The 12,287-nt window shown below is 33.8% G+C and carries 13 protein-coding genes and 1 other RNA gene; 6 read left to right on the forward strand and 8 right to left on the reverse strand.

What is annotated here, in order from left to right; genetic code table 11:
• Positions 1-93: 93 nt before the first annotated feature.
• Positions 94-1,455, forward strand: coding sequence for a hypothetical protein (locus ACW9XH_RS05305; protein WP_457759601.1), 1,362 nt, complete (start codon positions 94-96; stop codon positions 1,453-1,455).
• Positions 1,456-1,569: 114 nt separating this feature from the next.
• Positions 1,570-1,713, forward strand: a complete 144-nt coding sequence (locus ACW9XH_RS05310; protein ID WP_457759602.1) for a hypothetical protein — start codon at positions 1,570-1,572, stop codon at positions 1,711-1,713.
• A 171-nt stretch (positions 1,714-1,884) separates the two neighbouring features.
• On the opposite strand, the gene rnpB is transcribed toward ACW9XH_RS05310, so the two are convergent.
• Together rnpB and ACW9XH_RS05320 are read right to left on the reverse strand one after the other, a co-directional pair.
• Positions 1,885-2,164: RNase P RNA component (gene rnpB, locus ACW9XH_RS05315), an RNA gene on the reverse strand.
• A 33-nt stretch (positions 2,165-2,197) separates the two neighbouring features.
• Positions 2,198-2,827, reverse strand: coding sequence for a class I SAM-dependent methyltransferase (locus tag ACW9XH_RS05320; RefSeq protein ID WP_457759603.1), 630 nt, complete (start codon positions 2,825-2,827; stop codon positions 2,198-2,200).
• A gap of 401 nt (positions 2,828-3,228) precedes the next feature.
• On the opposite strand from ACW9XH_RS05320, the gene ACW9XH_RS05325 reads away from it, so the two are divergent.
• Positions 3,229-6,186: a hypothetical protein gene (locus ACW9XH_RS05325; protein WP_457759604.1), complete on the forward strand. Its 2,958-nt coding sequence runs from the start codon at positions 3,229-3,231 to the stop codon at positions 6,184-6,186.
• On the opposite strand, the gene ACW9XH_RS05330 is transcribed toward ACW9XH_RS05325, so the two are convergent.
• The 5 genes from ACW9XH_RS05330 to ACW9XH_RS05350 form a co-directional block, all read right to left on the reverse strand.
• The gene (locus ACW9XH_RS05330; protein ID WP_457759605.1) at positions 6,187-7,401 is read right to left on the reverse strand and encodes an NAD(P)/FAD-dependent oxidoreductase; all 1,215 of its coding nucleotides are present in this window, start codon (positions 7,399-7,401) and stop codon (positions 6,187-6,189) included.
• 50 nt (positions 7,402-7,451) lie between these two features.
• Entirely contained in the window at positions 7,452-7,661 is a 210-nt protein-coding gene (locus tag ACW9XH_RS05335) for a hypothetical protein (RefSeq protein ID WP_457759606.1), read from the reverse strand.
• A 237-nt stretch (positions 7,662-7,898) separates the two neighbouring features.
• The gene (locus ACW9XH_RS05340) at positions 7,899-8,660 is read right to left on the reverse strand and encodes an SDR family NAD(P)-dependent oxidoreductase (protein ID WP_457759607.1); all 762 of its coding nucleotides are present in this window, start codon (positions 8,658-8,660) and stop codon (positions 7,899-7,901) included.
• A gap of 66 nt (positions 8,661-8,726) precedes the next feature.
• A complete protein-coding gene (locus ACW9XH_RS05345; RefSeq protein WP_457759608.1) occupies positions 8,727-9,599 on the reverse strand; it encodes an NAD(P)-dependent oxidoreductase in 873 nt (290 codons plus the stop codon).
• A gap of 24 nt (positions 9,600-9,623) precedes the next feature.
• Positions 9,624-10,010: a hypothetical protein gene (locus tag ACW9XH_RS05350; RefSeq protein WP_457759609.1), complete on the reverse strand. Its 387-nt coding sequence runs from the start codon at positions 10,008-10,010 to the stop codon at positions 9,624-9,626.
• A gap of 85 nt (positions 10,011-10,095) precedes the next feature.
• Here ACW9XH_RS05350 and ACW9XH_RS05355 point away from each other — a divergent pair, with 85 nt between their 5' ends.
• The gene (locus ACW9XH_RS05355) at positions 10,096-10,467 is read left to right on the forward strand and encodes a C2H2-type zinc finger protein (RefSeq protein ID WP_457759610.1); all 372 of its coding nucleotides are present in this window, start codon (positions 10,096-10,098) and stop codon (positions 10,465-10,467) included.
• 2 nt (positions 10,468-10,469) lie between these two features.
• On the opposite strand, the gene ACW9XH_RS05360 is transcribed toward ACW9XH_RS05355, so the two are convergent.
• The gene (locus tag ACW9XH_RS05360; RefSeq protein WP_457759611.1) at positions 10,470-10,757 is read right to left on the reverse strand and encodes a hypothetical protein; all 288 of its coding nucleotides are present in this window, start codon (positions 10,755-10,757) and stop codon (positions 10,470-10,472) included.
• Between the two features lie 279 nt (positions 10,758-11,036).
• Here ACW9XH_RS05360 and ACW9XH_RS05365 point away from each other — a divergent pair, with 279 nt between their 5' ends.
• Both ACW9XH_RS05365 and ACW9XH_RS05370 read left to right on the forward strand, forming a co-directional pair.
• On the forward strand, positions 11,037-11,699 hold the full coding sequence (locus tag ACW9XH_RS05365) for a DsbA family protein (RefSeq protein ID WP_457759612.1): 663 nt from the start codon (positions 11,037-11,039) through the stop codon (positions 11,697-11,699).
• On the forward strand, positions 11,700-12,185 hold the full coding sequence (locus tag ACW9XH_RS05370; protein WP_457759613.1) for a hypothetical protein: 486 nt from the start codon (positions 11,700-11,702) through the stop codon (positions 12,183-12,185).
• The last annotated feature ends 102 nt before the right edge of the window (positions 12,186-12,287 follow it).

The following is a 12,287-nucleotide window of genomic DNA, read 5'->3' on the forward strand; positions in this document are numbered from 1 at the left end:
TTTCCTTGTTTGTTACTCAATATTACTTTTTCAAAATTTGCCGATCTAGGTAATTTGGATAAGTTTATTACCATAATTTTACCGATTTTACACGTGTCTCGGGCTGTAATTTTGTCTGTTTTGCTAGCAACTCTTATTGTTGTTGGCAGTAGTACTCCTGTTTGGGCAGCCCAATTGGATGCTAGAATTAATCCTAACACTGAACTATCTCCATTTAAGATGACTTATCTAAAAACAGTCTTTATAGAATATCCAAATGGCGGAAATCTTTTTGATGAATTACAAGGAAAAGAATGGACCGTATCTGGAACTGCAGATTCTTCAAATTCTGGAGTTCAAGACCTTATGCATGAATTAAATCGAGGCATTGCTAATGATGGCAGTCAAGCACAAATTAGTGACTTGAATGTTACATATGATTTTCATCTTAAAGCTAGAAACATCAATACTTCAATTGATTACCGTGTGATTTTAGAAGGTACTCTGAGTGATTATGTGATCACAGATGATGGCCAAAGAACATTGGTAGATTTGGGATGGAGGGGAATAAGCACTGATAAAGAAATTAACATTGATGGCGTTGAAATTAATATTCCGATTAACATTTTAAGAGATCATGAACCTGAAGTATACACATACTTTGCTGGAACTGAGGCAGAAGAAGTTTTAGGTAGACATCTCATTAATGCCGACTTTATTTTAGAACAACCATTAACTAATTGGCACTTTTTGTTTGATCCAACTGGAATCAATGTAGATGCTGGGACATTTGGATTGGATGAAGAAATTTCCGGTTTTGTTGTATCTTCATGGACAATGGGCGAAAGTAGTATTAGGGAAGGAAGGCAAGTTGAAAGGGTTTTTGAAGCTCAAATTGTAGCTGATGAGACATATACTGTTAGAAGTGTTCAATCAGCTGATCAAGGAAACTTGTCAACAATTGGTTTTGGTGCTTTAGATATTTTAGACGGAGTTGAAATTGCAGGTGTCACTCCTACTCCTCCTACTGATTATATGACTACCTCTACTGGCGATTTCCCGGTAATGATAGTTTATGGTATGGCTGGATTGGCAGCTGTTGCAGGGATTGCATTTTTCTTTGTAAGTAGCAGATCACTCAAAAATGAAAAGCAAGGTCAACAAGGAATTGATCCAAATAGATTGATAGGCTATCAAACTAGTGCATCTTCTGGTGGCTATCAAACCAATAGGGGTGAGGCTCACTTAAAAGATGATACTAGTTATCAACAAACCCGGTCTGTTTATGAAGAGACTTCACAGAAGAGCCCTCCGCCACAAACAACTCCTTCTCAAGATGAGGCAGCATGTGGATGTGCATCGTCTGCTGAAATGGGCTCCGAATGTGATTGCGCAATGCAAGGTGCATGTCTTTGTGATGGAACATGCAGATGTAGTGCTGAAATTTGTAAAGAACAAGTTAACTCTATGAGTTAATCATAATTCTAATATTCTATATTTCCACAAATGGAAATATTCTATTATGTTTGATGTTTTAGTGAATAAATAATTTTTACGTGTTGAAAATAGTGGTCTACTCATTAATTTACTATGTCTGAGAGGCTTACGATTATGCTCAATAGCGATATTGCAAAAAAACTTAGATCTTTACAAGCAAAGAAAATCAAAGAATCTTCATCAACTGTTAGTTTTTCTAGAATTGTAAATGAAATTTTAGAAAAAGGACTAAAATAACATCTCTACTTTTTTCTTGACTTTGTAATGTGAATCATTCTGATGTTTCTATTTGCATGGCTATTCATGTAAAATGTTCTTTACTGTGTGATGCTGAATCTCTTCATTATTTCTCATATTCATGTTTTTTATGAATTTCATATTTTAAATATTGTCCAATTTAAAAAATATGTGTGCTGGGAGTAACCCTCCTTCTGTTTTCACGATATTTCGCTTTGCAGCCTACCTGAACTTAGTACAGGAACTATGAGTTCTGTTTGGCTTTGCTCCATGTGGGTCGTCTTTTTCATTCCTTTTATGGAAACCTCAGGTTTTCACCATCACTGTGCGCCATATTGGATTGTTTTCTGCTCCGTTGCCAACCATCTCTGATTATCTATCTCCAGATCACATTTCCTGTTTGGAGGGAGGAGTTTCCTCTGCCGTAGCAGCGTGTCGTGCTCCAGCTCACATGATGTCTGTGGGTATCTATTGAATTTGAGTATTACTTTTCCGGCTTTGTGCCTATGATGAATAATGTCCCGTATTCCCTTTTCCATTTTTTCCTATTTTTCAAATCTTTGATGTGTTTTGTTTTTACTTCAAATTTTGCTTTTTTGAATAATTCTCTCCATTCTTTTTTTGAATGTAAGTGCATTTGAATTTTCATGATTCCTGCCCATCTGGCGGTTGCTTTGTTATCTGCGTAGAAATCAGTGCCGCAGAAAAATTGGCCTCCTGGCTTTAATAATTTGTATATTTTTTTTAATGCTATTTCTATGGAATCTGCATAGTATAGCGATTCCATAGAAAAAATAAAATCAAATTTCCCTTTGTAATCCATTGTTTCAATATCTGTGTGAAAATATCCTTCTTTATTATTCTCTTTCTTTTTTATCGACTGAATGATCATTTTTTTACTTTTATCGATCCCTATGGATTTTTTACAATTTTTTTCTTTTGCTATTTTCCTTACTACCCATCCATTTCCACATCCTACATCTAAGAATGTGAATGGTTTATCAAATGATGTATATTTTAAAAATTTTAAAACATTTGTTCCGTGTTCTATTTCCATTAATTCGGCTCTTCCGTTTTGAGCCCATCTATCAAAAGTTTTTCTAACCTTATCCATGAATTGTGCTCGTTTGATTTCTAATATAATCTTCATCTCACTGAGCTTTATGATGAACAAATTCTCCGTGTTTCTTATATTGAATTTTTAATAATTCAATTTGAATATAATTGCCTGATGAATCATGTCGAAACTGTGGTGGAAAGTTATATGAGAATACAAAATGTTCTCAATGTTTCAAATCTAACAGTATGATCTGTAAAGCATGTTCGACAATGACTTTGGAACAATTTCATTCAAATTGCGTAACTTACCAGAACAACCAAACAAACACTGTGCCTAAAATTAAGTCTGGCAACTATTCAATGCTAGTTGCCATGGCTTAATTTTTCAAAACAAATCTGTCTTTGATAGCATAGCTGCTCAAGTTTTAAGTAGGATGAGCCTTGATTTGGATCCTTATGGGTCGAATTCCAGTCGTACTGAGCCTATTTGTGATACTACTGATGCCTGTATATGCCTCAGCGCAAACTCCTGATAGAATTACAGTTCTTGAAAATTTTGGAGATTATGATAATGGTGAACCCTTGTTTGTTTATGGACAAATTGCAAATCTTTTGGATGACTCCTTTCTGATAATGCAGATTTTTAATCCGCAGGGAGACCTGTGCCAAATTCAACAATTGATGCCATTGCCAAATGGTGCTTTTATCACTGATGTTATTCCACTGGAGGGTAGGATTTGTGGACTTTCTGGAGAATATGAAATAAAGTTATTCTACGGTGATTATTCAAAATCAACAACTTTCACTGTTTCATCTGATGTTTTTTCTCAAGCAAATGAGGAGCAGATGATTTCTTCAGCTCAAAATTTGATATCCTTGCAAAGTTCTACGATTGGGAAGTTGTTTGATATTCCATCCCCAATTCCTGATTCGGCTTCAAACGATTTGCCTCATCTAGAATCTGATTATGTGGGTTTATGGAGTGAATTCTTTGTAGGTGATTTGATCATTGAAATTGATCCTTTGATTAGACCTGCTGTATTTTCGTCCCTTGATTTAGTTCAAAAATTACTGAATGAAGATAAAATTTCTTTTGAAATTGCAAAAAAAATTGATGAAACAATTTTTAGTTCTATATTTTATTATGAAATTGGAGATAAAACAAAAGGAATTGATTTGTTAACTGATGCATTTGTTGATATCAAAAATGTAAATACTGAAAAAACATCTGATCAGAGAACTCCAACTTTTGATGAGTTAGAAGAGACTCTTTTGAATTTGATGAAAAAATCTGATACTGTCATGAGTAAATCTGTGAAAAATGAGGTTGGGTTTATCTTTGCACGGGGAACGGCACCTGTATTTTCTGATGAAATTAGTGAACTGATTGACGTACTTTCAAAATCTAGGTATCTTGATGTAATATCTAGAAAACAAAGTGATCTTTATCGATTAGTTCAAAATGATTGGGAATCTCTGAAACCTTCTCTTATGTCCAAAGAGTCTATTGATGAACTGCTTTCCTCATCAATGAGAGTCACAGAATTACATCAGGCCACTATTATTTTACGAGAATTAGATGATGTTGATAGGTTCATTTCATCTGATTCTGAAGAAAACAGTGATCTTGCAAATCTAATTCAGCCTGATTGGAATACATTAGAGCGCGATTTGGCATTGGCTAGTTCAGTCAATGATATTATGGAATCTCAATCAAAAATCAATCAAATGGCCCAAGTGATAGATATTTCATCTCGAATCACTAAAAGTGTTGAAATCTCTCAGGCTAGTGGTGTTAATTCTGCACTAATCGACGATTGGAAATTACTATTAGAACGAGTTGAAAATGCTGATTCTATTGATGATGTTTTAGAAATTGTTTCTGAGTTTGACCAATCTATGACTGAATTAAGAGAGAAACGAAATCCATTGATTGTTTTAGAATTCCAATACAAATCTATGAAAGAAAAAGCAGAACTTCAGGCTGATTATGAAAATCTATTTTTAATTGACAATGCATTGAGAATTTTAGATACTGCCAAACAAATGGAATCTGGAAATCCTTCCATCACTAGAATTGACAGAATTGAAGTTTTATTGAGTTGGGTTAGTGACATGTCTCCCAAAATTAAATCTGATTTAGATTCTTACAATAAAGATGCATACAAAATTCGTGCTAGTGATATTTTACAACGTGCAAAATCCATTGAAAATTTAGTTGAATTAAGTTTGACCAAAAACAGATTCCTTCCAAATTATGTGGAATTTACTGAGACCTTTAATGAAAAAATTGACAATGTACGAGATCTTGTAATTAAAAATGATCTTGATCAAGCAGATGAACTAGTTCGTGATTTATTTAAAGAATGGAATTTGGTTTCTCAAGCATATGCTAATGACCCCAACGGTTCTGATATAGGTTATACTGCTGATGAAATCAAACGAATTGAATTTCGTAAAAAATTAGATGCTTTCTCAAACATGGTTTCTACTTTCTACAATGCGGGATTTTCAGAATATGTTGACAAATACAATGTCATGATGACAAACGCTGATCATATGATTGAATTGGCAAATTTTGTAGATGCTGAATCCGAGATTCTAGAAATTGGTGACTATCTTAGTGAATATCTGGTTCTTCAAAATGACAGTATAATCTATGATATTTCATTTGATATTGAAAAAAATATTTGGATAATTAATGGTGCCACTGAAAAATCTGTTTTTGATAGACGTGAAAATCTCTATGTGACTGTATACAATATGGATGGAACCAAACACAGCAGTTTGGAGTTTACTGATACAAAACAGGGTAATTTCTTTACCCAGTGGATTGCCCCCACTGATCCTGGACTGTACATTGTTATGCTACAATACAAAGATTCCAAAGCTTCTCAAATTGTACATATTGAGGAGGAATTTGACTATGAATACAATGCTGCTGATTTGAGTATGGTTGAATTGGCACGTGAATTTGAAGAATTACAATCATTTGCTGAAAAATTTGGCGGTGAAAATTATTATGACAATTCCAGATTTGGTTCAGTAATTAATGAAATTGAATTTGCATTCAAAGACAAAGATGCAGAAAATGTAAATGACAATCTAAAAGAATTAAAATCTCTTATAGAAAGATATCTTCCAATACGAAATAAGGCGGCTCCTATTATGGCTGAATATGATGGAGATAAATTGGTAATATCTGGTGCTCTTTTAAAAACGGTTCAATTCCCTGAAGATCTTTTCATTGATATCTATGATCAACAAGGGAATGTTATAGAAGAGATTGCATTGAAGGATACTTCGGGTGGAAAGTTTAGTAAAGTTGTAAACAAATCATTTGATTCTGGAGTTTATGTAGTTCAGTTGTCCTATCATGATTTAGTTGTAAGTGATTTCTTTAACGTAAAATAATTATTTTTTACCTTTTACCAAATTGAAGAGTTGTCTGACTGCCAATTTTGGATGATGAGTTGCTAGTTTGATCATGTTTGACAAGCCAAAATCTGCTTTTATAAAATCTATGAATTCTTCAGGTTTCAGTTCTTTAATGATGTCTAACTCTTTATCCCATTCTTCATCTGTAAGGCCAATCCATCTATCTTGAACTTTTCCTGCTGAATTGATTTTTGATTCAATTTCTTTTCTCCAGTTGCTTTCATACGGATAAAGCGCTTCTTTGTCTGTCTTACCTGATTTTATTGCCTCTGAGGCTACTTTCCCTGCGACTCTGCCAAATTTTATGGCATATCTTATTCCTTCTAACACTAGTGGATTTGCTTGTCCTGCAGAATCTCCTACTAGAATCAAATTGTTGAAAACTGTTTTCCTAGACAGTCCGTCATTTGGAATTAATCCATAATGAAATTCAATTTCAGTTAATTTACCTAGTTTTTTTATTGGTCCTAATTTTTTATCTATTATCTCTTTGAGTCTTTGAGTGGGGTCTATATTTGATTCTGGTTTCCCTACCCCCACTCCAATTCTTACTAAATTACTTCCTAACGGAAAAATCCATGCATATCCTGCAGGAGAGTATTCCTGTCCTACCATTAACCACCATGTTTCAGAATCTACATGTTCTGCTTTCATTTCATATTCTGCACCTGCGCCAAATCTTTCCCACTGCTCTGCAAATCCCATCGCCTTGCAAACTGTTGATTGAAAACCACTGGCATCGATTACTACTTTGGAATGAAATATGGTTTCTCCTTTTGGCCCGATTCCACTTACTCCTACGATGTCTCCTTTTTCATCTTTAATGACATTCTTGATGTTCGTTTTTACAAAAATATCTGCACCGCATCGCTCTGCCTCATTTGCCAACCATCTGTATGTTTTCCTTACATCTAATACTGCGGCTCTTGGAATAATGTCACTAATCGTAACTTCATTTTTGGGAGAACAAAATGAAAAATTCTTAATTGGATTAAAACAATCATCTGGAATTCCAAATTCTTTAATATTTTGAATCCATGTCACACCACTGGTTCTGACTGTTTCTGCAATGACACTTTCTTTTTCAATTAAAGCTACTTTGATTCCATTTTTTGCAGCTGTATATGCTGCTGAGGATCCTGCAGGTCCGCCTCCGACAATTACTAAATCATAATGATGTTCTTCTGACAATTATATTGAATGATAAATGCCTAGGATATAATTTTGAGGACTGATCTTTGTTACTTTTTCAATACTGGAGTGCCCTCAGTGTCGTTTTCTCTTTCTGAATCAAAAGTTTCCATATGTGCTGGGTCTCTATGCATGAAACTATGAGTTTCTCCTTCTATTTTTCTACAGAATTTTGAATGAATTGTCTCTTCTACTTTCAATGTAGTTTCATTTTCATGAAATAGACGTTTTCCACAGTCTGGACATGTAAATTCAGGCATAAATCCCGTCAGTGTCAAATCTATTTAGATGTTTCATACTTTTGGGGGATAATTCATTCTTAACCCAAACTTTAGATGTTTATTCATTTATTGTTAAACATGGATGAATCTGATCTTGGATCTTTTTTTATGTGGTCTGCCATCACTGGAATAATCATGCTGGTTACTGGATTTAGCTATAGAGCATATTCTAAAAAGAACAAGATCTCTGATTTTTAAATTGTTTAAAATCTAATTTTATCCTTCTGAAGCTGTTTTTCCGCCATCTACATTTAGAATGGCACCCGTAACCCAATTGGCCTCATCCGAAGCCAAATAAAGTGCTGCATTTGCAACATCTTCTGGCTCCCCAACTCTTGCAAGAGGTAATCTTTCTTCTAACACTTTTTTTGCTTGAGGATCATCCAGATATGGCTTTATCATTCCTGAATTAATAATTCCGGGATTGACGCAATTACATCTAATGTTTCTTCTTGCATATTCTACTGCAATTGATTTTGTAAACATTGCAATTGCAGCTTTGGTAGATGAATAAACTGCCAAGTGGACTCTTGGAATTGCTCTTTCACTTGAAATTGAGCCAATGTTGACAATTGCTCCACTTTTAACATCTGACATTTTTGACAGGACAGCTTTTGTCATGTGAAATACCCCGAACAAATTTACATCGATTAATTTTTTAATTTCAGAATCTGGCATTTCGTGAAAATGTATTGGATCGTTAATTGCTCCTGCATTATTTACTAAAATGTCAATTTTACCATATGTGTCCATAATTTGATTCACTGCTTGTAATACTTGGGATTCCTCAGTTAAATCACATGATATTGAAACCGTTGATTCCTCATTTCCTATCTCTTTTCTAGTGGCCTCTAACTGCTCTAAATTCCTCGCAACTAGAATTACTTTGGCTCCTTCTTCTGCAAATCTCTTAGCGATACCTTTCCCTATGTCGCTTGATGCCCCAGTAACAATGGCCACTTTTTGTTCTAATCGCATGATATAGACATTGTTCTCGTAACTTATAGAATTTTTGTTGAATTCTATTCATGATTTTGGTTATTTTTATTCATTAATTTTTTTGAGATATTCGATAATTCCTGTATAATCTATATCCCCAAACCCTTCTTTGATTGCGTTTTCGTAAACCTCTTCTGCCTTACTGGTCATTGGCAGTTCTATTCCAAGGGATTTTGCAGCATTTGTCATAGTGCTGATGTCTTTTTTAAGATTTGAAAGCGTGAATGTTGTATCATATTTGCCATCTATCATTTTGTATGCCTTTTTTTCACTCATTCCTGTTTTAAAATAAGTGGAGTTTAAAATTTCTAGAAATATTTTGGGATCTACATTTGATTTTTTTACCAGGGTTATCCCTTCAGATAATGCCAATGCCAACATTGTAATTTGAAGATTCATCGCTAATTTTATAGAATTGGCAACTCCGCTTTCTCCTAAGAAAAATATTTTATTTGCTATGGTATCGAACACTTCTTTGCAGTTTTCAAAACTCTCCTTGTCTCCTGACACCATCATGACTAAATCTCCAGTTATTGCAACATTTGGTCCCCCCATTACTGGTATGTCTAGTTTGACTATTCCATAGTTCTTAAATTGCTTTGAAATTTTTTTTGATTCTGACGGGTCTATGGTACTCATGTCTGCAACAATTAATTTTTCATGATTTCCTTCAATGATGCCGTTATTTTCAAATGAAACTTGTTTTACTGCTTCTGCATCTTTAACAACTATGATTACTAATTCTGATTTCTGTGCTATTTCTTTTGGTGATTCAGCAATTGTTATTCCTTTTTCTTTTAATTCTGATGTTTTTTCTTTTGTTCTATTATATGCTGTGACTTCAAAACCCGAATCTGCTAAATGGAGTGCTACAGCATTGCCTAACATTCCTAATCCTATGATCCCTATTTTTTTCATTTGTATTCTCTCCCTATTCTTTTCCTAATGTCTTTCTTCATTTTGAATCTCCCAATGTTTATTTCCAAATCTTGAAGCTACAAATTCTAATTGGCCGATTGTTTTATCTCCTTTTTTGACCTTGGCAAAATCAAATTTTTTCATTTTAATTATTTTTTCTTTAGGTTTGTATCCTCCTTCAATAACTTTTACTTTGAATCTTTTACTTGCTTTGATGATTAACTTTCTCGCATTTTGTACGTTTCCCATCCATGAAAACATTTCAAACTCTCCAAAGTTTTCTGTAGTCACATTATAGCCATATAGTCTTGCTTCTAGTTTGATGGATTGTGATTTTGCTTGTTCATTTAACCATGAAATAACTTCTTCACCATGTCCTTTTTCTACTCCAAATGTTTCTGAATCTGCCATGTAATTACACTCATAATGTTAAACCATAATAATCATTTTCAAATTTCTCTAGTAAACTAAAATATTGATTTAATCATGCTATTTTATGCTCACAATTGACTGCAAAGATGTGAAATCCGTTAAGAATGATTTACTTGTGTTTGTAGCAGATCAAGTTGCTGCCATTCCTACTTTAAAGAATAACCAATTCACTTTGTCTTCGTTGGATGATGATGAGATAATTGATACTGCCGCAGTGATTTCTGCAATAAAGGAATTTTTGGATTCTATAGATGAGGGAAAAAACTTTGCTGTGATTTCAAATCACAACATGATAAATATTACATCTATTTCTGGAACAGTAATTGAAAATACTTTAAGCCAATCTGAACCTGAAATGTTTTCCTGTACTCATTGTGGATTTGTAACACAATATGAAGTTGAATTAAACACTCATACGAAAATTCATTATATGTAATTTCATTTAAATTTATTAAATATCAAATTTCTCTTTATCACTGGCATTTCTGCGGCCATTGAAAAACTATAATGCGAAAATCTATTTCGATATTCTGCAATGTGATTATTTGCAACTTTAGGGGTGTTGAAATTTGTTCTGATTCCATCTGCATTGACCTGATTTCCTAGAACATCATAAATTATGATCCGATATTGATTAGGTTTTACAAAGCATCTGGTAGCATACCATAAAATTCCAAGTGTTATGACAAAAAATCCTGTAATTGTTTTATCTATTATTTTTATCACAAGTTGATTTTCAACAGGATCTTTATAAGCACTGATCCCTCAAAATGTTTGTGAAAAAACATTTGAAGAATAATGTTTCAAAAGTTTACTGTGAAAAATGTGATCTAGTTTTAGATTCTCGTGATAAATTTGAAAAGCATCTTGAAGGGCATTCATCAAGTATTGCATGTGAGGTGTGTCCTATTGATACGGTTATTGCAAAATTAATAAATTTATTCAAGAGAAAATCTTCGCGTGATTTGGAATAAGTTTTTTTAACCATACTGTGTGTTTTGTATTGTGAACAAATTAGGCGTAATTATAGGCGTCATTATTATTGCGATTGTTGCAGGTATTTCTGTTTCTTTATCCTCATCACCTACTGAAACGGTCAATCTAGATATGGATAGGATGCATGGGACGATTTCAACTGCTATGGGCTCCCCAATCTTAGGTGATCCTTCAGCCCCAATCACGATTGTTGAATTTGGTGATTATCAATGCCACCAATGTTACAATTGGTTTCATAATACAAAACCTGCAATAGTTGAGGAATACATTGAAACTGGAAAAGCAAATTTAGTGTTTGTGGATTTGGCATTTTTGGGACGTGATTCTCCAAAAGCATCTCAAGCATCTTACTGTGCTGAAGACCAAAAATTGTATTGGGAATACCATGACCTGCTTTACAATTCTCAAGAACCTAAAATTGATGGTGGATGGGCAAATACTGAACGACTAAAAGCATTTGCATTTAGCTTGGGATTAGATATGGATTTATTTGATAACTGTCTTGATTCTGGAAAATATTCTAAACGTGTACAGTATAACATTCAACAAGCAAGAGATCATGGAGTACGAGGAACTCCTGGATTCTTCATAGTGGGGTCTGATGGGCAAGAACAGATTGGTGGTGCACAACCATTTTCAGTATTCAAACAGATATTGGACAGTATGGTTTAGATGACATCTGTAATTAGTCTGGTATTTTCAAATTCAAAATATTTTCTCTTATCCATTATAATTTTTTCAACAATGTTGATTGGATTATTAATTTTATCTGAATATGTTTTCTTAGAGCCATATGTTGTTGGCCATATTCAATCAGGAACTGAATTTGGATTTATTCTTATTGTCACAATATCTGCATTATCTGCTTTGGTGTTGCCAATGAACATATTTCGTATCAATATTCTTAAAAAATCAAAACAAAAAATGGGTGGGGGTATTTTTGGATCAATAGTTGGTGCTGCAGCAGGTGCATGTAGTTGTGGTCCGATAGGATTTGCTGTAATCTCTACATTTGGTTCCGTTGGAGCTACTGCTACGGCATTTTTGACCAATTATGAAATTCCAATTAGAATATTTGCTGTTGGGATATTGGCAGTTACTTATTTTACAACTGTAAAATCCCTCAAAACTGAATGCAAATTTGTTCCAAACTCATAATGCATTAGAAATCACCAATTAGGCAAACTTTTGAAACCTTGGAATGTATCTTTCAGTCGTTTCAAGTATTTCCATGACATTCATCTTTATTCCCATTAGACC

It is taken from the genome of Candidatus Nitrosopumilus sp. bin_32a (assembly GCF_054095935.1).

Bases quoted from the DNA above. Each gene is read 5' to 3' on its own strand.
- ACW9XH_RS05340 (WP_457759607.1), bottom strand. From the start codon at position 8,660: ATGCGATTAGAACAAAAAGTGGCCATTGTTACTGGGGCATCAAGCGAC.
- ACW9XH_RS05310 (WP_457759602.1), top strand. From the start codon at position 1,570: ATGTCTGAGAGGCTTACGATTATGCTCAATAGCGATATTGCAAAAAAA.
- ACW9XH_RS05355 (WP_457759610.1), top strand. From the start codon at position 10,096: ATGCTCACAATTGACTGCAAAGATGTGAAATCCGTTAAGAATGATTTA.
- ACW9XH_RS05335 (WP_457759606.1), bottom strand. From the start codon at position 7,661: ATGCCTGAATTTACATGTCCAGACTGTGGAAAACGTCTATTTCATGAA.
- ACW9XH_RS05345 (WP_457759608.1), bottom strand. From the start codon at position 9,599: ATGAAAAAAATAGGGATCATAGGATTAGGAATGTTAGGCAATGCTGTA.
- ACW9XH_RS05320 (WP_457759603.1), bottom strand. From the start codon at position 2,827: ATGGATAAGGTTAGAAAAACTTTTGATAGATGGGCTCAAAACGGAAGA.
- ACW9XH_RS05325 (WP_457759604.1), top strand. From the start codon at position 3,229: ATGGGTCGAATTCCAGTCGTACTGAGCCTATTTGTGATACTACTGATG.
- ACW9XH_RS05370 (WP_457759613.1), top strand. From the start codon at position 11,700: ATGACATCTGTAATTAGTCTGGTATTTTCAAATTCAAAATATTTTCTC.
- ACW9XH_RS05350 (WP_457759609.1), bottom strand. From the start codon at position 10,010: ATGGCAGATTCAGAAACATTTGGAGTAGAAAAAGGACATGGTGAAGAA.